Here is an 18,694-nt window from a genome sequence, read left to right on the forward strand (position 1 = left end):
GCCGGCGCGTGCCCTTGCGGGCTCAGGCCGGCATCAGGGGCGGCGTCCGTTGTCATGCCTCATTGTGCACCGGAGGGTCCCTCCGCGGTAGGCATATCCTCAGCGGACATTGCCGTTGCTGACGCCGTGAGGATCTCCAGGACGTTCAGCGCGGTGACATCCCAGCCCGGCAGCCTTTCCCGGGCGGCGACGGCGGCCGAACGCCAGTCTGCACGAAGGGCGGCCTCCGCCAACCACTGCCGGACCACCGCTGCGAGCACGTCCGGACGGTTGCTCTCAGGACCGTCCAGCCCGACGGCGGTTCCAGGCAGTGCGGCTGCCTGGCCTGGCAGAGCCACTTCGTCGCTGGCAGGAGCAGGCAAACTGCTGGCCAGGCCCAGCGCATCAACCGCCCCTGTCCCCGCCCGGACGATGACCGGGATCCCGCGGGCCAAAGACTCGGTGACCACCAGACCGAACGATTCGGCCCGGGACACCAGCAAGCTCAGGTCGGCCCGGTTCCACTCGTCCGCCAGCGCTTTCCCGGCGAGCTCGCCTGTCATCCGCACCCGGTCTTCCAATCCCTGGGAAGCGATGGCCGACCGCACCTTCGCAGCATAGGCGGGGTCGGCGTCGTCCGTTCCCACCAACGACGCACTCCAGGGCAGCTCCTTCAGCCTGGCCAGCGCCGCAACGATCAGCAACTGGTCCTTGTTGGGCAGGAGCGCGGCAACGGCGATGATGTGCGGTGGCTCCGAACCGGGCGCCAAGGGTGCGGCATCCGTGCCCGGGAGGGCAACGCGGCCCGCGAGCCCGTATTGGTCCGTGATGTGGGCTGCGGCTGACGAACTGGTACAGATCACGCCGGCAGCCGCCCGCAGTGCCCGTTTCTCGCCGTCGGGATGGCTTGGCGAGGGCATGTGCATCAGGACCCAGGTGCGCTGTCCTGCGGCCGCAGCGTACTCAATCTCGTCGGGAGCGCCGCCCGCGATCAGGCCATCCACCAGGGTGACCGTTCCTGACGGGGACTTCGCACTCGATTTCCACGCCCCCAGCAGGCCCCCCAGCCGCCGTCGTTCCTTGGCGTTTGCTTCGGGCCACGAGCCCTCAACCGGCACAACGTCCACGTCGACGCCCAGCGCCCTGAGGCCCTGGGTGAGCCGATCGTTGAAGACGTTGCCGCCGGAGTTGTGGAGGATATTGCCGGGGACCAGGAACGTGACGTGCACGGTCAGGCGGTGAGGTCCAGCGAACAGGTGGCCCAGGCGTCGGGGTTTTCCCGGAGGGTAACGTCAATGGCCGTCAGTTCGCGGCCGTCGTCGCTGTCCTTGACCTTCGCCCAAACCGACTGTGCAATGTACTCGGCCAGCGCCTCCGTGGTGGTGAGCTTGCCGGCGAAGTCCGGGTGGTCGTCCAGATTGCTGTAGTTGAGCCCTGCCAGGACGTCTTCAATGATGCCGCCGGCGGCACCGATGTCCAGAACGATTGCGTCCTGGTTCAATGCACGACGGCGGAACGTCACCTCAGCGACGAAGGTCGCGCCGTGCAGGGCCTGGGCAGGTCCGAACACCTCGCGGGGGAGGCTGTGGGCGATCATGAAATGGCGGCGGACGGTCAGGCTGAACACTGGCTACCTCTTGTCTTCGGAGTCGGTTGTCTTGTCTGTGGGGCCGGTTGTCTTGTCTGTGGGGCCGATTGACTTGTTTGCAACGCGGGCTGTCGCGGCTTGGTTACCAAGGGCGGCTGCGTTCCCGTCCCGGGCGGTCGCGTTCCCGTCCCGGGCTGGGGCACTGACAGCGTCGGGGTACTCGATCACGTGGCACAGGGCTTCGAGTGTTCCGTCGGCCAGCTTCTGGACGACTTCCGGCAGCTCTATGAACGGAGACGCTCCGGTGAGGAATGCGTCGAAGACCGGATCCTTCAGGAGCGACACCGCCAAATCCAGCCTGTCCGCGTTGGTGCGCCGGTGCCGCCTGGCCCTGGCCACTACACCCACTTGGCTGGCCCGGATGGACAGGCGGCGGGCGTGGAAGTCCTCACCCAGCGGTATTGTGACCTCGCGGTTGGCGTACCAGGACATCTCGATGACAACACCCTCGTCGCCGGTCAGCTGCAGGCTGCGCTCCAGCCCTGCCTGGGACGCGGAGCAATGGAACACGATGTCGCAGTCGGGCAGGGCGTCGTCAGGACTGGCGAATTCGATGCCAAGCATGTCCGCCAGGTGTTCGCGCTCCGGATCAAGGTCCACCAGCTGCAGGCGGGCCAGCGGAAATGTGCGCAGGAGCGTGGCAACCATGCCGCCCACCAGGCCAGCCCCCACAACGGCGATCCGGTCCCCCAGCCGGGGGCCCGCCTCCCACAGCGCGTTGACAGCCGTTTCAACGGTTCCGGTGAGCACCGCGCGGCGGGCAGGAACGTCCTCGGGAACCCTGGTGAGTTCTTTCGTAGCGGTCACGTAGCGGTCCTGATGGGGGTTAAGGCAGAAGACCTTCTGGCCGATCCACTCTTCTGGTCCCTGTTCAACGATGCCGACGGACAGGTAGCCAAATTTCACGGGAGAAGGGAAGCTGCCCTCCTGGTGTGGAGCGCGCATCTCCTCCGCCACCCGTCGCGGAACCGAACCTTTGTGGACCACGATTTCGGTGCCCTTGCTGATGCCGGAGTAAAGCGTACGGATGAGAGCCTCACCCGGCCCGGGGATGGGCAGGGACTCGGACCGGAGCTCGCCGTGTTCCGGCCCGGTGGTCCAATATGCGGTTGCCTGAGCTGCTTTGCCTGAATTAGTCATCTTGCTTATGAATCTAGTCCCAGGGATGGACACGGCGAAAGCCACCGGTGCCCACGGAGCGCCGAGACCCCGCACCTCGCCCCGCGGAACTCCTTCACACGGACCTCCCTCCGGGGCCTTCCCTCACGGTCTTCCCTCAGGGTCTTCCCGCGTCAGGACTCCAAAGACCACGCTTAGCTCGACGGATTGGGGAGGAAGGGCCGGACGCCGGCACAGAGAGCCAGCACAGAACTGGCGGCTCGAACCGCTACACGTCATCAGACACTGCTGTGATCCACGGGCAGGCGACCATCAGCAATCGGGTCTTCGAGCAAATCTTTATCAACGAAGGTTGCTACTTCAGGCGGGATTCCTGACCAGTATTCCGGTAGTTGTGGTGGTTCCCAGTCGGGGTGTTCGCTGGCGTAGCGTCTGCCGGTGGGTGAGATCCAGCCTGGTGGTGCGTGTTGGGTGGCCGTGCCGGGGTTCCAGCCGCCGGTGTGCCGGAGCTTGTGGTGTTTTGGGCAGGGCTGGGCGAGGTTGGTGATTCCGGTGGTGCCGCCGTGTGCCCAGGCGAGGAGGTGGTCTGCTTCGTTATCCAGGGATTGGTTGTGGCAGCCGGGGAACGGGCATTTTCCGTCCCGCATCCGCAGCCATTGGCGTTGGGCTTTGGTGACCGGGTAGCTGGTCCGTCCGATCTCCAGCGGTGCCCCGTCCCTGGGGTCGATGAGGACCCGGTGGAAGGAGGTGGCGCCGTCTGCGATGAGCCTGCGTGCCATGGTGACAGGGATCGGCCCGAACCCATCCAGCATCGCCGGCTCATCCGTGGCACCGAGCAGCGACATGAGGGGCACGGTGACCAGGACCAGCGCCCTGGGTGACGGCACCCGCCCCGCGGCACTTCCCTCCTTGCCGCCACCCGTGGAACCGCCCCCGCCCGTCTCGCTGGCCATTTCCCCCGTGCCGCCGGAGCCGGCGGCGAGGGTGTCCGAGTCCCCACAGAGGAGCAGGGTCGCGGCGATGTCGGCACGCATCTGGGTCATGGTCCGGTCCTCGTCCGGGCCCTGCAAGGCGCGGGCGTCGGCGGTGGTGCGGTTCCAGATCCCCGCGGCCTGGTCCGCGGGCAGGTACGCCGAGAGCCAGGCCATCCCGTCCCGGTCCGGCCGGTATTCCAGCCGCCGGTCCGCAACACTTCTGGTGTGGCGTTCTTCGATGCTGACCGGGTGGTGGCGTTCCCGCCAGATCCTGGCCTTGTGCCGGAACCGGGAGGCGACCAGCTCCCCGGCCGGGCAGCCCCGGTTGGGGTTCTCCGCCTTGGGGTCCAGGAAGTGCGCCTCCAGAGCCTGAGCAGCAGAAGCGTCGAGGTTGGCGGTCTCATCCACCATGACCCGGGCGTGCTGCCAGGAGACCGAGCCGTCCGTCAGCGCGGAGAGGGTCAACGGCAGGACAGTGGTCAGGGCCTGGGATTCAGCCAGCAGGGCCCCGGCGGTCCGCTCACCGATGGTAAGTGCACACGCGACCTCGGCAACCAACGCCATCTCCTGCGCGGTGGCCTCCTGCGGCGACTGCCCCGGTGGGTCCGACGCTGCACAGACCTCGACCAAGTCCGCAAGGACCCGGACCTTCTCAGCCGCCGTCCGTGCCTCGCGACGTGCAATCTCCGCCAGACGGTCCAGGCAAAGATCCTTCCGCAGGCGCATGGGATCCGACGGGAAAAGTACTTTGGCCTGAGCCTCGTTATCGCCGGCGGCGCCACCGATGCTCGCAGCTACAGCGGCAGCGGCGGGCGCCATGATTCGCTCCAGAACCTCGTCCGCCGTCGTGCTTTCCATACCCCCATCATGCTGCGGGGCACCGACAAAAACGGCGTGGACAAAGGCCTATGTGGATAACTCGGCGGCACCTGGCAGCCGTCGCGACCCCTTGCAAGGGAACTCAGCCCTCGGCAGTTCCGGATCCGAGCCGAGCGACACAGGCAAGCCGGTAAATATCCTGTTCCTGCATAGCCCGGTCACCTGCCGTTTTGGGGATGCGCGGCATGCTCCGGTAACCTATTCAGGTTGGTGACGTGTCCGAGCGGCCGAAGGTGCAACACTCGAAATGTTGTTTGGTGTCAAAGCCAACGTGGGTTCAAATCCCACCGTCACCGCCAAATAGCGAGGCCCCTGGCGTCCTTCACAGAAGGACGCCAGGGGCCTTTGCTTTAACTGGACTGCTATGGCCTCACGGAAAGCATGGCAGTCGCCAAAGCCAGGCAGTTAAAGCTTGTCGGTCCTATCCTCGCCCTTGTGGCTGGTGCCGCGCAGGTTTTCCTGCACCTTGCCGAAGAGGTCCTTAATGGTGGATTCAGTGTTCGTAAGCATGTCCGGCTGCAGGTAGACCTGCTGGCTTCCAGGAATGCTGTAGCTCGCCTGCAGGCCGCCGCTTCCCTGCACCCCTTGGAGTGCGATGGTCACGCCACCTTCTTTGCGCGCAACGGCTGCGATCTTCCCGAACACCAAAGTGAACTCATCGGGCTCAAAACTGACTGTGTGCCCGATGTGAGTGCGGTTGAGTTCGCTGGCCGGCGTTGCCTTCTCGTTGCCAGTCCCTGAGTAGTTCATTGTGTGCTCCCTGAGGTTGTTGGCGACTTACGCCAGCAGTCTAGCCGCGACCCCAGTTCCGGTACATAGGGCCCACTACACAGTCCCAGTACATCGGTCCTACTACGCGCAGTAGAATTTGAGGGTCGCGCCGCCCCGGCGGCAGCAAACAGACACACTGAAAAAACGAGGGAGGACCCGTGCGGACGCACCATGGCCGGGCTCCCTTCCATTTCCTCCGCGCTGCCGCAGTGTCCACAGGCATCCTGACCCTCGCCGCAGGTGCGCACGTATTTGGCGGCGGAGACCTTCCAGCCGCGCCGATCCTGCTGGCTGTGCTGGCGCTGACAGGGCTGACGGCAACCGCGGCCACCCGCCTGAAACTCAATATCCCCGCGATGGCTGCCCTGCTCGGAGCCGGCCAGTTTGCGCTCCATGAAGTCTTCACCGCCTTCAGCGCTCCTGCCTTGGCGAACGGGGCCGCGGCAGCCGGCACCCACCACCTTTCCGGCCCAGCCGCCCCTGCCCTCGAAACCGCGGCACACCTGCACGGCCAGGAGTCCCCCACCGGAATCGTGATGCTCGTGGCGCACATCGTGGCCACGGCCGCGTGCGCCCTGCTCCTCGCCAAAGGGGAGGACGCCCTGTGGGCCCTCGCCGCGTGGCTAAGGCCCTTGGCCCAGTTACCGGCAGCGGTAACGCCCGACGCCGGTCCGGCGCCGTCGGTGCCCGGCCCACCGACGGTTTTCCCGTTCCGTCCCTGGCGGAACCTCAGGCCCGACAGCCGGCGCGGCCCGCCATCCGCCGTCGTGCTTCCCTGACCTGCCCCGCCTGATTTCACTGCCGACGGGCGACAAATCCGTACTTCCGCACGCCCCTTTCCGGCGTGCGTCCGAAAGGCACACCCATGAACACGACCTTCCTTCGCCGCACCCTCACCGCGGCAGCAGCGACCGGCGCCGCCGCCGTCATGATCCTCACCGCCGCAGCGGGCGCCTCCGCCCATGTAGGCGTCACACCTGACAAGACGGGAGCGAACTCCTATGCCCTGCTGACGTTCGGCATCCCCCACGGCTGCGGGGATTCAGGCACCACCAGGGTGGCCATCACGCTGCCGGCCGAACTCAACGACGCCCAGCCAACGGTGAACCCGAACTGGACGGTGGAAAAGGTTACCGAACAGCTCGCCGAGCCCAGGAAACTGGCGGACGGGACGTCCATCACCAAACGCACCAGCCAGATCGTCTACACAGCAAGGACACCGCTGGACCACGAACTGCGGGATGCTCTGGTGCTGTCCGTCAAACTGCCTGACGCCGCCGGCTCGACGCTGTATTTCCCCACCCTGCAGACCTGCGAAACGGGTCAGACTGACTGGTCGGAAATCGCTACGGACGGCCAGGACGCGCACTCCCTGAAGGCTCCTGCGCCGTCCGTCACAGTCACCGCTGCAGCAGGCACGGACGGCCACGGAGCGGCAACGGAAACGGCGGCGCACACCACCGCGCAGGCGGCAGCGACCGACAGCGGCGCAGATGTCCGCAGCTGGGCGGGACTCGCGGCCGGACTTGGTGGCCTCGCACTGGGCGGGGCCGCATTGGCCCGCAGTGGATCAAGGCGCCGGGAGGCAACTGCCAAGTAGCGGCTGCCCATTAGCGAACTGGGATCTGATGCCCGGATGATCACGATCCGGGCATCAAATCCGCGCGCGGTGCCGTGGCATCGTTGACTCCAGCCACACAGGCCGCAATGGTTATGCCATGAAGTCCCAGGGAATGTCACAGGTGTTTGTTCTTACGACGGCGGCCGCTGCGGCGGTGCTGATGCTCAGCGCCTGCGGACCGAGCCAGGCGCAGCCGCAAGGGACGCCGACGTCCGGCAGCAACTCCACCAGCCCGTCCCCTTCACCGGCGACCTCCAGCGCGTCCGCGAGCGCGTCGGCGGCGCCGTCGCCGTCGTCCTCCACCCCCGAAACCCCCGGAACCACCGCACCGGGCAGTACCGCGCTCTGCAAAGCGGCCACGCTCTCAGGTGCCACGGATGCGTCCGGCGGCGGAGCGGCCGGCAGCGTGTACATGAAGCTGAACCTCACCAATACCGGCACGGCACCATGCCTCCTGAAGGGTTTCCCGGGCGTATCGCTGACCGCCAACGCCGACGGCGAACCGATCGGTGCCCCGGCAACGCGCGACGAGACAAACCCTGTGGCGGACGTCCTGCTCGCGCCTGGCCAGACCGGAACCGCAGTGCTCCGCTACACGCAGGCGGGCAACTACAGTGACTGCACCATGGTGGCCGCCGCCGGCTACCGCATCTACCCGCCGGAAGATACGGCGTCACTTTTCCTGCCCCAGCCCGTCAATGCCTGCAGCAACGCGAACATCGCCCTCCTGAGCATCGGGGCCTTCCAGCCCGCATAAGGTTGCGGGTCTGGCCACCAGCCTCTGGGCGTGACCGCGGATGATAAGTACACTTATCTTCCATGACCTCCCTTTGGCTGGACCGCGGGCAATCATTCAGTTCTGACCCGTTCGAAGCTGGCAGCAGCTACGACACGGTGGTGGCCGGGGCCGGGCTGACCGGGCTGGTCACCGCGCTCCTGCTGGCCCGGTCGGGTCAACGCGTACTGGTCCTCGAGGCCAGATATCCGGGTGCTGTCACCACGGGGAACACCACGGCCAAGGTCACCCTGCTGCAGGGGACTGTGCTCTCCGCCCTGGCCAAACAGTATTCAAAGAAGCAGGTCCACGCTTATGTGGAGGCGAACCGGGAGGGGCAGGCCTGGCTGCTCCGTTACCTCGACGAACACAACGTGCCCTATCAGCGCCGCGATGCCTTCACCTATGCGGCGTCTGCGCAGGGCACGGCAATGCTCCGGGACGAACAGGCAGCCGCAAACGCAGCAGGACTCGACGTCGAGTACCTCCGTGACACGGGCCTGCCGTTTCCCGTCCATGGTGCGCTGCGGCTGCCCGACCAGGCGCAGATCAATCCGATGGACGTCCTGGACAACCTCGTGGCCGATGTCCGCGAGCACGGCGGCACAATTGTCAGCGGCGTCCGGCTGCGTGACGTTTCCGGCAGCCGTCCGGCCACCATCCACACGGACCAGGGCACTGTTACGGCCAACCAGGTTGTCCTGGCCACAGGCACCCCGGTCCTCGACCGGGGGCTTTACTTTGCCAAGCTGAAGCCGAACCGTTCCTACGCCGCTGCACTGGAACTTCCTGAGGGCCAGTCTCCCCCGCCCGGCATCTACATCTCCGTTGAAAAGCCCACGCACTCCCTCCGCGACTACGAGCGGGACGGCCGCAGGCTGCTCCTTGTGGGCGGCCACGGCCACCCCGTGGGCCGGGCGACATCGGAGAAGGCGCATCTGGCCGGTCTGCTGGAGTGGGCGGGCCGGCACTATCCCGGGGCCATGACCACCCACACGTGGTCCGCCCAGGACTATCAGGCCACCAACCTGATGCCGTTCTTCGGCAAGCTGCCCCGGGGCCGGGGACATATCTACTTCGGCACCGGCTACAACAAGTGGGGGATGACCAACGGGGTGGCCGCAGCCGTGGATATCGCCTCGGACATCCTGGGCGGGCAGCTGCCCTGGGCTGACACCATCCACCACCGCGTCACGTCGCCCGCAGGAGCCCTTTCCGCCGTCGCCCTCAATGCCGGGGTGGCTGCGAAGCTTGCCACAGGGTGGGGACATGTCGCGGCAGAGGGGCGGACCAGAACAGGTGGCGCTGCCACTGCCCCTGCCCCGACTGCCTCGGCTTCTGCAGCGGCCTCCGGAACGGCACCGGCCGACGGCGAGGGCCGGGTGTACCGGGACGGTATCCATCCCGTGGCGGTCTCCACAGTCGGCGAAACCGTGTGCCGCCTTTCGGCTGTGTGCACCCACTTGGGTGGAATCGTGCACTGGAACGACAGCGAGAAGAGCTGGGACTGTCCGCTGCACGGTTCACGTTTCAGCAGCGAAGGAAAGCTCCTCGAGGGCCCGGCAACCAAGGACCTCCCCCGGGCTGACACCCCCGGGATGACGGGCGCCGGAGCGAACAGCACCGGTACAGACACCGCTTGAGCGGCGGCAAAGCCAGCCGAAATGGATCCCAATCCCCAGGCATCTGACGGCGCCGGCATTCCTGTCGGAGGGTTAGGGCATGATGGAGGCATGCAGGAGGACCAGGCAGCGGAAACCGGGACGGGGGCAGTACCGGCATCCGGCCGCGTCTCCGGTCCGGGGACTCCCATGGGCCGTTTCAGCCGGCCAACCCGGGAGTGGTTCCTCGGCGCCTTTTCGGAGCCCACGCCGGCGCAGGAGGGTGCCTGGGACGCCATCTCGCACGGTTCACATGCCCTGGTGGTGGCGCCCACCGGTTCCGGCAAGACGCTCGCCGCCTTTTTGTGGGCACTGGACCGGCTGCTGGTTGCCGTGCCCGCTGCGGATCCGGAGTTGCCAGGTATCGAGGCTGCCCCTGTCAGCGGGTCTGCCGCTGGGTCCAAAGGGACCGGCAAGGGAAGGCGTCCTCGGCCCCCCAAACGCAAAACTCGGGTCCTCTATATCTCCCCGCTGAAGGCCCTCGGCGTGGACGTGGAACGGAACCTGCGCGCCCCGCTGATCGGCATCACCCAAACGGCCAAGCGGCTCGAAATGCCCGCACCGCTGATCACAGTGGGGGTCAGATCCGGTGACACGACGACGGCGGACCGCCGCTCGCTGCTCAGCAACCCGCCGGACATCCTGATCACCACCCCGGAGTCGCTGTTCCTGATGCTCACCTCCCGGGCCCGGGAAACGCTGACGGAGGTGGACACCATCATCGTCGACGAGGTCCACGCCGTCGCGGGCACCAAACGCGGCGCCCACCTGGCGGTCTCGCTGGAACGGCTGGACGCACTGCTTCCCAAGCCCGCCCAGCGGATCGGGCTCTCCGCCACCGTGGAACCGCGTGAGCTGGTGGCACAGTTCCTGGCCGGCTCCGCACCCGTGGAAATCGTGGCCCCGCCCTCCCGCAAAAACTGGGACCTCACCGTGTCAGTGCCTGTGGAGGACATGTCGGACCTGCCCGCTGCCGCCGGCGCGTTCGACTCCGGACCCGCGTCCGGGCTGCAGCCGCAGGCCTCCATCTGGCCCCATGTGGAGGAGAAGATCGTTGATCTGGTGCTGGCCAACCAGTCCACCATCGTCTTCGCCAACTCACGCAGGCTGGCCGAGCGGCTCACCGCCCGGCTTAACGAAATCTACGCCGAGCGGCAACTGGTCGCCGTCGGTGGCGGCTGGGATCCCGCCGTTGGCGTAGAACCGGGGCTGCCGCCCGGCGTCGCAACGTCCACAGCAACGCCCGCCCATATGATGGCACAGGCCGGCAGCACAGCAGGGGCTGACCCGCTACTTGCGCGTGCGCACCACGGCTCGGTTTCCAAGGACCAGCGCGCCCTTATTGAGGATGACCTGAAGTCCGGGCGCCTGCGTTGCGTTGTGGCTACCTCATCGCTGGAACTCGGGATCGACATGGGCGCCGTGGACCTGGTGGTTCAGGTCGAGTCCCCGCCGTCGGTGGCCAGCGGGCTGCAGCGGGTGGGCCGTGCCGGGCACCAGGTGGGCGAGATCTCCCAGGGTGTGCTGTTTCCGAAGCACCGGGCAGACCTGGTACACACCGCCATCACCGTGGAGCGGATGCTCGAGGGAAAGATCGAGCGGCTCTTTGTACCCGCGAATCCGCTGGACATCCTCGCGCAGCAGACCGTCGCGGCCACTGCGCTGGGCAGTATCGACGTGGAGGAATGGTTCGCCACCGTCCGGCGGTCAGCGCCTTTCGCGTCCCTCCCCCGTTCTGCATTCGAAGCTACCCTTGACCTTTTGGCCGGGCGCTATCCTTCCGACGAATTCGCGGAACTGCGCCCGCGCATCATCTGGGACCGCAACGCCGGCACCATCGAAGGCCGGCCCGGCGCCCAGCGGCTGGCCGTGACCTCCGGCGGCACCATCCCGGACCGCGGCCTGTTCGGCGTGTACATCATCGGCACCGAGGTGGAGGGTTCCGGTACACCGGGCTCGGACGGGAAACCTGCAGCTTCTCCGGCGAAAGGCGGCCGGCGGGTGGGCGAGCTCGACGAGGAGATGGTCTACGAGTCCCGTGTGGGCGACATCTTCGCCCTCGGCGCCACCAGCTGGAAGATCGAGGACATCACCCACGACCGCGTCCTGGTCTCCCCTGCCTTCGGCCAGCCGGGCAAACTGCCCTTCTGGAAAGGCGACTCGCTGGGCCGGCCGGTGGACCTGGGCCGCGCATTGGGCGCCTTCGTGCGCGAACTGGCAGCGTCCGACGTCGGCCCTGCCATTGAGCGCTGCAAGGCCAGCGGTCTGGACGACTTCGCAGCGAACAACCTGATCCAGTACCTGACGGAGCAGAAGCTCGCCACCGAGGTGGTGCCCAGCGACACCACGCTCATCGTGGAGCGGTTCCACGATGAGCTTGGTGACTGGCGGGTGATTTTGCACAGCCCGTTCGGGATGCCCGTCCACGCTCCCTGGGCCCTGGCCGTCGGGCAGCGCCTGCACCAGCGGTACGGCATGGACGGTTCCGCCATGGCCGCCGACGACGGCATTGTCCTTCGCGTCCCCATGATGGAGGACGAGCCCCCCGGCGCGGAGCTTTTCCTGTTTGATCCCGAAGAGCTGGAGCAGATTGTCACTGCCGAGGTCGGCGGCAGCGCGCTGTTTGCCTCCCGCTTCAGGGAATGCGCTGCGCGGGCATTGCTGCTGCCCCGCCAGACCCCTGGCAAGAGGCAGCCGCTGTGGCAGCAGCGCCAGCGCTCCGCCCAGCTGCTCGACGTCGCACGGAAATATCCCACGTTCCCGATTGTGCTGGAGACGGTCCGTGAATGCCTCCAGGATGTCTACGATCTTCCCGCCCTGAAGGACATCGCGGCATCGGTGGAACGCCGGGAACTGCGGATCGTGCAGACCACCACGCAGCAGCCCTCGCCGTTCGCGAAGTCCCTGCTGTTCGGGTACGTTGCCCAGTTCCTGTACGAAGGCGACTCACCCCTGGCCGAGCGCCGGGCCGCTGCCCTGGCCCTGGATTCCACGCTGCTCAATGAACTGCTCGGCCGGGTTGAGCTCCGCGAGTTGCTGGATGCCAAAGTCATTGAGGCCACGGAGCTCGAACTCCAGCGGCTTGCACAGGACCGCCGGGCCCGTGGGATGGAAGGCGTTGCGGACCTGCTCCGGTTGCTGGGTCCGCTCACCCCGGAAGAGGTCGCGTCGCGGCTGGAGCCGGCCGCAGCGGTTGAGGCTGCTCCGGCGGTTTCGGCCGTGGAAGTGCCGGTGATTGAGCCAAGCATGGGTGAGCCGGGCGGCGTGGATGAGCCGGACGAAATCCCGACTGTTGAGCACGTCGAAACACCGCATGCCGACACCGCCCTCGCCGCTTCACACCTGACCGCGCTGCAGCGGGCCAACCGGGCCATCAAAGTCAACATCGGCGGGGCCGAGCGTTACGCCGCCGTCGAGGATGCCGCCCGCCTGCGCGATGCCATTGGCGTTCCCCTGCCCATGGGCGTTCCGCTTGCCTTCATCGAACCGGTGGCAGACCCCCTGGGCGACCTCGTCTCGCGGTACGCCCGGACGCACGGACCTTTCACAGCCGCCGAGGCTGCGGCCCGGCTGGGCCTGGGGGTCGCCGTCGTTGGTACCGCGCTGAAACGGCTCGCCGCAGACGGCCGTGTGGTGGAAGGCGAGTTCAGGCCCCATGCCGCTGCGCCGCAGACCCAAGCGTTCGAAAAAGCCGTGGCGCCGGCAGGGGAGGCGCCGCCGGACCTCCCCGATGGCCGTCCGGCCGCCAGCACCACCACCAGTGAGTGGTGCGACGCCGAAGTCCTCCGCAAGCTGCGCCGTCGTTCCCTGGCAGCGCTGCGCGCCGAAGTGGAGCCCGTTGACGCGGCCGCGTACGGCCGCTTCCTTCCGGCCTGGCAGCACGTCCGCACTCCGGGCGGCGGACGCGGGCAGCCATCACTGCGCGGGCTGGACGGGATTGTCACGGCGATCGACCAGTTGTCCGGCGTCCCGGTGCCCGCTTCGGCCTGGGAGCCGCTGGTCCTGGCGAGCCGGGTTTCCAACTACCAGCCCGCAATGCTCGATGAGCTGATGGCTGCCGGCGAAGTGCTCTGGTCCGGTGCGGGCGCGCTGGCCGGCAACGACGGCTGGGTCAGCCTCCATCTGGCCGATTCCGCCGAGCTTACCCTGAATCCAGCCATCGAATATGAGCCCGGAGACGCGCAGCTGCGGCTTCTCGACCACCTCCGCAACAACGGCGGCGGCTACTTTTTCCGCCAGCTGACGGACGTGGCAGGCGGTATGGACACGGTACTCAGCGACCAGGACGTGGTGACCGCGCTCTGGGACCTGGCTTGGGCCGGCCGCATCACCGGCGATACATTCGCGCCGGTCCGCGCGCTCATCGCCGGCGGCCACACCGCCCACCGCCAAGTGGCGCGGGCACCCCGGGCGCGCGCCCCCCGCTTGAGCCGGCTGGGCCGCTCACATGGCACCGGCCTGCTCGGGGCATCCGGCCTGGGCTCTTCGGGATTTGGCAGCGGCAGGTACGGTTCGGCTTCCGGGGCCGCGGCCACTCCCCCGCTGGCCGCAGGCCGCTGGTCGGCCCTGCCACTGCCGGAACTGGACGCCACCATCCACGCACGTGCCACTGCTGAACTGCTGCTGGACCGCTACGGCGTGGTGACACGCGGGTCGGTGATGGCAGAGCAGATTCTTGGCGGCTTTGGCCTGATGTACAAGGTTCTGGCCCGGCTGGAGGAGGCGGGCCGGTGCCGTCGCGGGTATTTCATCGAGCACCTCGGGGCCGCCCAGTTTGCGGTTCCGGCAACGGTGGACCGGCTCAGGTCGTACGCGGAGGACACGCAGCTGGCGAAGTCCGAACCTGTGGCGCTGGCCCTTGCCGCAACAGATCCTGCCAACCCGTATGGTGCGGCGTTGCCCTGGCCTGCCCTCAACGTGGAGGCCGGCACCGGTCACCGGCCCGGGCGGAAAGCAGGGGCACTGGTGGTTCTCGTCGACGGCGCCCTGATCCTGTACGTGGAACGAGGCGGAAAAACCCTGCTCGCCTTCAGCGAGGACGAAGCAGTTTTGTCGGCCGCGGGCGCAGCGCTGGTGAGTGTGGTCACCCGCGGGGCCATCGACAAACTGATCATGGAAAAGGTCAACGGGCACGGCATCCTGGACACCCCGGTGGCCGCGGCGCTGGCAGCAGCGGGCGCCTACTCCACGCCGAAAGGACTGAGGATCCGTGCCTGAGGGAGACTCCGTATGGCGGGCCGCGAACCAGCTGCACCAGGCCCTGGCGGGACAGCAGCTCATCGCGTCCGACTTCCGTGTTCCCCGGTTCGCCACCCTCAACCTGGCCGGCTGGACAGTCAACGAGGTGGTGCCGCGCGGCAAACACCTGCTGATGCGCGTTCAGGGTCCGGGCCGGCAACGTCCGGGAGGGCCGGGCATGGCAGGCGGGTCAGGCGGGTCAGACGGGCCAAGCGGGTCAGGCGGGTCACGTCAGGACGACCAGAAGCTCACCATCCACTCGCACCTGAAAATGGAGGGCGCGTGGCAGGTCTATCCACCGGGCGGGCGCTGGCGGAAGCCGGGATTCACCGCACGGTGCGTACTGCGCACTGCGGTGGCGGACGCCGTCGGCTTTTCGCTGGGAATTGTCGAAGTGGTCCGCACCGCGGATGAGGACAAAATCGTGGGACACCTGGGGCCTGATCTGCTCGGTCCGGACTGGGATCCGGCCGAAGCCGGGCGACGGATACTGTCCGCGCCGGATGTCCCTGTGGGGGTGGCTTTGCTTGACCAGCGCAACCTTGCGGGCATCGGCAACATCTACCGCTGCGAGGCCTGCTTCCTCTCCGGCATCCACCCGGCGTCGCCCGTTTCCGCAGTCGTCGATCTCCAGACCCTGATGACGGATGCCAAGCAGCTCCTGGAAGCCAACCTGGGCCCCGGGCGTCGGGTCACCATCCTGAACCCCCGCGGGATGCCGGTGGGAAGGATGGCAGGCCGGCCAGGTTATTGGGTCTACCGCCGCGAGCACCAGCCCTGCCTGAAATGCGGGACGCCTATCCGCCGCGGCTTGCTGGGCAAGCCCAATGGCGAGGAGGAGCGAGACATCTACTTCTGCCCCCAGTGCCAGCCTGTCCTGCCCTGACGCCGAAGAAACCTGATAGAGATGCAGCCCTGAGAAAGAGGTGGCCTGAGAAGAATCCGCCTGCGAAAGAACCAGCTCTGACCTAGGCGTTACGGGTCGCTGGTTCCGGCACGTCGGAATCCGACACCTCGGAATCCAGCACCTCAGGACCCCGCACCTCGGAATCCAGCACCTCAGGATCCCGCACCTCGGAGTCCAAGGCAGCCGCGCCAGGTTCCGCTGAAGCATCCTCCGCCGCAATCACTGCCGGGACCATGAACCACGGGAGCAGCAACTGGACCAGGGGTCCGATGGCGAGGGCGTACACCACGGTGCCGATTCCCACCGAACCGCCAAGCAGCCAACCGGCACCCAGCACCACCACCTCGATCAACGTGCGGGACACCCGGACGGACCAGCCAGTGCGCCGCGCCAGCCCGGTCATCAGGCCGTCCCTGGCACCAGGACCGAACCGTGCGCCGATGTAGCAGGCGGAGGCAATCCCGTTGAGGATCACGGCTCCGGCGAGCATTCCTGCCTGGCCGCCCAGATGCGAGAAAGCAGGAATCAGAGCCAGGCCGATGTCGGCAAACACGCCAACCAGGACGGCGTTGCAGAGGGTGCCGAACCCTGGCCACTGCCGCAGTGGAATCCAGAGGAGCAGCACCAGGAAACTGACAATGATGACCACGACGCCGATACTCAGTGCGGTCCGCCCGGCCACGCCCTGATGGAAGACGTCCCACGGGTCCAAGCCCAGCCCGGCGCGGATAAACATCGCCAGGGAAATGCCGTACATGGCGAGGCCGATAAAGAGCTGGAGGAGTCTGCGGGTCAACATACCGACAACTCTGGCAGATAACTGGCATTGAATTACATAGCCAGTTTGAGATACTGGCATCATGTCCAGCTCCCTCAACCCGTCCGCGCTGGCCCGTCTCCTGGGTCAGTGGAGCCACGGCAACGCCCCTGCCTACCGGGAACTGGCCGACGTCGTACGCCTTCTGGTCCTGGACGGCCGGGTGCCCCTGGACACTGCCCTACCCAGCGAGCGGGGGTTGTCCGAAGCCCTGGGCGTCAGCCGGACCACAGTGACCGCTGCCTACGGCCACCTCCGCGAGCAAGGCTTCCTCAGCAGCGGGCAGGGCAGCAGGGGCCGCACACGGATTCCGCACCTGACGGCGATGGGCACCACGGTGCTTCCGGAAATCGGATCCACTGCCGGCCGCGAGCCAACCACGGCACGTGCATCTTCACTTCCCGGCCCAAGGGCGCGGGGCCTCACCGCTCCGGGCCTTGCAGCCCCAGGGCTCGCGGCACCAGGGCTCGCGGCACCGGAGGGGCTTATTGACCTCGCCTACGCATCGCTGTCCGCCAGCGGCGAGGTGGTGCATCGTGCGTTCGCGGCAGCGCTGACCGAGCTTCCCGCGCTGTTGCCGGGATTCGGATACGACGCCATCGGCCTGCTTCCCCTCCGGGAGGCGGTTGCAGCGCGCTACACCGCGGCCGGCGTTCCCACCACTTCAGAACAGATCCTGGTGACGTCGGGTGCGCAGCATGCCCTGAACATCATCATCCGCGCCCTGGCAGGACGGCAGGACAGGGTACTGGTGGAACACCCGAGCTACCCGAACGCCCTGGATGCCATCCGTGCGGCGGGCTGCCGTGCCATCCCTGTGGCCTTCGCACCCTCCCCCGGCACCGGTTTAACGAACGCCGGCTCAACCAGAACCGGCGGCCGTCCGGACGCCTTGGTGTGGGACATGCAGGCGCTGCAGGCCGCCATGTTGCACCAGCGGCCCAAGATGGCGTACATGGTGCCTGACTTCCACAATCCGACAGGCCAGCTGATGCCCGACGTCCAGAGGCGCCGGCTGGTCCGGGCGGCCACTGCCAGCGGAACCGTCCTGGTGGTGGATGAGACACTCCGGGAGTTGAACCTCGACGGCGCCGAGACAAGTCATGTGGCGGCGTTCAGTCCGGATGTGGTGACCATCGGTTCACTCAGCAAATCCCACTGGGCCGGGCTTAGAACGGGGTGGATCCGGGCTTCGAAAGCCATGATCCAGCGGTTCGCGGCAGCCCGGACATCCCTGGATCTGGGCGGACCGGCCATGGAACAGCTGGCGGCAGCCCACCTGGTCCGATCCCTGGACGAGCCGCTTCCCTTACGGCTTTCCCAGCTGCGGGAGAACCGAGCGGTCCTGCTGGAACTACTGGACGGGCATCTTCCCGAATGGAAAACGGCACGTCCCGCAGGCGGATTGTCGGTCTGGTGCGGCCTCGCGGCGCCAATCAGCACGGCACTGACGGTGATCGCCCCCGATTTCGGCATCCGCCTGGCCGCCGGGCCACGCTTCGGAATCGGCGGAGCCTTCGAACGCTACCTCCGGGTGCCTTACACCCTGCCCGCGGAGCAGCTGGAAACCGCAGTCAAAGCCCTGCGGTCAGCCCAGGACAGGCTCGACGCCGCCCCGCAGCTCCGCCGGACCCTGAAGAAGGCCCCCGCCGTGGCCATCGCCTGATGCAGCGCGCCTGTTCGGGCATTCCGCAATTCCCGTCAGAGCCGACTTACCTGAAGACCGCGCCTTCAGGCAACCGCGCTTTCAGGCAGCCGCGCTCTTCCGGGAGGCTGCACCGCCACCGCCTGCGTTCCGGCCCATCCGCTGCTTGGCCGTGAAGGTCCCAGCACCGATGGGCTCGTGTGCCGTGGCCTTCGCCAGCCCGAAGAGCGGCATGCCGTTGTAGACAGCTTCGATCCCGGCGGCCGGAACCTGATAGGTCTCATGCCATACTCCGACGTCCCCGGTACCGGAAAGCTCCTTCATGAAGCGCCGCCAAGGCGCCAAATGGGGAGACTCCCGGTCGGCGGCAAACTTCCGCAGGTGCTCAGGGCTTTCCCAATAACTGAGCAGCATGGTGGTCCGCCCGAACCACTGCTCATAGCCGAGCATTCCCGACGCCGGATCGGCAGCCAGGTGCTGCAGCATCCGGGGCATGGCGGCCGCCACCTTGCCCACGTTGCCAACCTTCCACCAGCGGTTCGCCCGCATGCCGATCAGGAAGACTGTCACGGATTCCCGGTGCGGGTCAGCGGTGTACCGGCCGGGGAATACCTTCTGCGCCATGGCAACTCCTTGGGTTCACGTTCCATAAACCTTGTT

The 18,694-nt window shown here is 67.1% G+C and carries 15 protein-coding genes and 1 tRNA gene; 8 read left to right on the top strand and 8 right to left on the bottom strand.

What is annotated here, in order from left to right:
- Positions 1-59 precede the first annotated feature (59 nt).
- From ABIA70_RS12475 to ABIA70_RS12490, 4 genes are all read right to left on the bottom strand, one after another.
- Positions 60-1,208, bottom strand: coding sequence for a glycosyltransferase family 4 protein (locus ABIA70_RS12475; RefSeq protein WP_354147883.1), 1,149 nt, complete (start codon positions 1,206-1,208; stop codon positions 60-62).
- Positions 1,209-1,210: 2 nt separating this feature from the next.
- Positions 1,211-1,606, bottom strand: coding sequence for a 6-pyruvoyl trahydropterin synthase family protein (locus ABIA70_RS12480; protein ID WP_354147884.1), 396 nt, complete (start codon positions 1,604-1,606; stop codon positions 1,211-1,213).
- Between the two features lie 3 nt (positions 1,607-1,609).
- On the bottom strand, positions 1,610-2,767 hold the full coding sequence (locus tag ABIA70_RS12485) for a zinc-dependent alcohol dehydrogenase (protein ID WP_354147885.1): 1,158 nt from the start codon (positions 2,765-2,767) through the stop codon (positions 1,610-1,612).
- Positions 2,768-3,024: 257 nt separating this feature from the next.
- Positions 3,025-4,578, bottom strand: coding sequence for an HNH endonuclease signature motif containing protein (locus ABIA70_RS12490; RefSeq protein ID WP_354147886.1), 1,554 nt, complete (start codon positions 4,576-4,578; stop codon positions 3,025-3,027).
- Between the two features lie 230 nt (positions 4,579-4,808).
- Between ABIA70_RS12490 and ABIA70_RS12495 the strand changes: the two genes are divergently transcribed.
- Positions 4,809-4,898: transfer RNA gene (locus ABIA70_RS12495), tRNA-Ser, on the top strand.
- A gap of 106 nt (positions 4,899-5,004) precedes the next feature.
- Here the strand turns inward: ABIA70_RS12495 and ABIA70_RS12500 are convergent.
- Entirely contained in the window at positions 5,005-5,349 is a 345-nt protein-coding gene (locus ABIA70_RS12500) for a hypothetical protein (RefSeq protein ID WP_354147887.1), read from the bottom strand.
- A 179-nt stretch (positions 5,350-5,528) separates the two neighbouring features.
- On the opposite strand from ABIA70_RS12500, the gene ABIA70_RS12505 reads away from it, so the two are divergent.
- The gene (locus tag ABIA70_RS12505) at positions 5,529-6,149 is read left to right on the top strand and encodes a hypothetical protein (RefSeq protein WP_354147888.1); all 621 of its coding nucleotides are present in this window, start codon (positions 5,529-5,531) and stop codon (positions 6,147-6,149) included.
- An 86-nt stretch (positions 6,150-6,235) separates the two neighbouring features.
- Positions 6,236-6,970, top strand: coding sequence for a YcnI family copper-binding membrane protein (locus ABIA70_RS12510; RefSeq protein ID WP_354147889.1), 735 nt, complete (start codon positions 6,236-6,238; stop codon positions 6,968-6,970).
- A 111-nt stretch (positions 6,971-7,081) separates the two neighbouring features.
- On the opposite strand, the gene ABIA70_RS12515 is transcribed toward ABIA70_RS12510, so the two are convergent.
- Entirely contained in the window at positions 7,082-7,405 is a 324-nt protein-coding gene (locus ABIA70_RS12515) for a hypothetical protein (RefSeq protein WP_354147890.1), read from the bottom strand.
- Here ABIA70_RS12515 and ABIA70_RS12520 point away from each other — a divergent pair.
- From ABIA70_RS12520 to ABIA70_RS12535, 4 genes are all read left to right on the top strand, one after another.
- Positions 7,398-7,748, top strand: coding sequence for a DUF4232 domain-containing protein (locus ABIA70_RS12520; RefSeq protein WP_354147891.1), 351 nt, complete (start codon positions 7,398-7,400; stop codon positions 7,746-7,748). The genes ABIA70_RS12515 and ABIA70_RS12520 overlap by 8 nt on opposite strands.
- Positions 7,749-7,810: 62 nt before the next feature.
- Positions 7,811-9,409, top strand: a complete 1,599-nt coding sequence (locus ABIA70_RS12525; RefSeq protein ID WP_354147892.1) for an FAD-dependent oxidoreductase — start codon at positions 7,811-7,813, stop codon at positions 9,407-9,409.
- A 168-nt stretch (positions 9,410-9,577) separates the two neighbouring features.
- A complete protein-coding gene (locus ABIA70_RS12530; protein ID WP_502917210.1) occupies positions 9,578-14,644 on the top strand; it encodes a DNA glycosylase AlkZ-like family protein in 5,067 nt (1,688 codons plus the stop codon).
- A complete protein-coding gene (locus ABIA70_RS12535) occupies positions 14,637-15,551 on the top strand; it encodes an Fpg/Nei family DNA glycosylase (protein ID WP_354147894.1) in 915 nt (304 codons plus the stop codon). Before ABIA70_RS12530 ends, ABIA70_RS12535 begins: the two co-directional genes overlap by 8 nt.
- A gap of 82 nt (positions 15,552-15,633) precedes the next feature.
- Here ABIA70_RS12535 and yczE read toward each other — a convergent pair whose 3' ends face one another.
- A complete protein-coding gene (gene yczE / locus ABIA70_RS12540) occupies positions 15,634-16,371 on the bottom strand; it encodes a membrane protein YczE (protein WP_354147895.1) in 738 nt (245 codons plus the stop codon).
- Between the two features lie 61 nt (positions 16,372-16,432).
- Between yczE and yczR the strand changes: the two genes are divergently transcribed.
- Positions 16,433-18,055: a MocR-like transcription factor YczR gene (gene yczR, locus ABIA70_RS12545; protein WP_354147896.1), complete on the top strand. Its 1,623-nt coding sequence runs from the start codon at positions 16,433-16,435 to the stop codon at positions 18,053-18,055.
- 81 nt (positions 18,056-18,136) lie between these two features.
- On the opposite strand, the gene ABIA70_RS12550 is transcribed toward yczR, so the two are convergent.
- The gene (locus ABIA70_RS12550) at positions 18,137-18,658 is read right to left on the bottom strand and encodes a DUF4188 domain-containing protein (protein ID WP_354147897.1); all 522 of its coding nucleotides are present in this window, start codon (positions 18,656-18,658) and stop codon (positions 18,137-18,139) included.
- Positions 18,659-18,694: the final 36 nt, after the last annotated feature.

This window comes from Arthrobacter sp. 754, from assembly GCF_040548695.1.
In the GTDB taxonomy this organism is placed as follows: domain Bacteria; phylum Actinomycetota; class Actinomycetes; order Actinomycetales; family Micrococcaceae; genus Arthrobacter.

Excerpts from the sequence above, each read along its gene's own strand:
- ABIA70_RS12485 (WP_354147885.1), bottom strand. The coding sequence starts at position 2,767 with ATGACTAATTCAGGCAAAGCAGCTCAGGCAACCGCATATTGGACCACC.
- ABIA70_RS12550 (WP_354147897.1), bottom strand. The coding sequence starts at position 18,658 with ATGGCGCAGAAGGTATTCCCCGGCCGGTACACCGCTGACCCGCACCGG.
- ABIA70_RS12525 (WP_354147892.1), top strand. The coding sequence starts at position 7,811 with ATGACCTCCCTTTGGCTGGACCGCGGGCAATCATTCAGTTCTGACCCG.
- yczE (WP_354147895.1), bottom strand. The coding sequence starts at position 16,371 with ATGTTGACCCGCAGACTCCTCCAGCTCTTTATCGGCCTCGCCATGTAC.
- ABIA70_RS12530 (WP_502917210.1), top strand. The coding sequence starts at position 9,578 with ATGGGCCGTTTCAGCCGGCCAACCCGGGAGTGGTTCCTCGGCGCCTTT.
- yczR (WP_354147896.1), top strand. The coding sequence starts at position 16,433 with ATGTCCAGCTCCCTCAACCCGTCCGCGCTGGCCCGTCTCCTGGGTCAG.
- ABIA70_RS12490 (WP_354147886.1), bottom strand. The coding sequence starts at position 4,578 with ATGGAAAGCACGACGGCGGACGAGGTTCTGGAGCGAATCATGGCGCCC.
- ABIA70_RS12510 (WP_354147889.1), top strand. The coding sequence starts at position 6,236 with ATGAACACGACCTTCCTTCGCCGCACCCTCACCGCGGCAGCAGCGACC.
- ABIA70_RS12500 (WP_354147887.1), bottom strand. The coding sequence starts at position 5,349 with ATGAACTACTCAGGGACTGGCAACGAGAAGGCAACGCCGGCCAGCGAA.
- ABIA70_RS12515 (WP_354147890.1), bottom strand. The coding sequence starts at position 7,405 with ATGTACACGCTGCCGGCCGCTCCGCCGCCGGACGCATCCGTGGCACCT.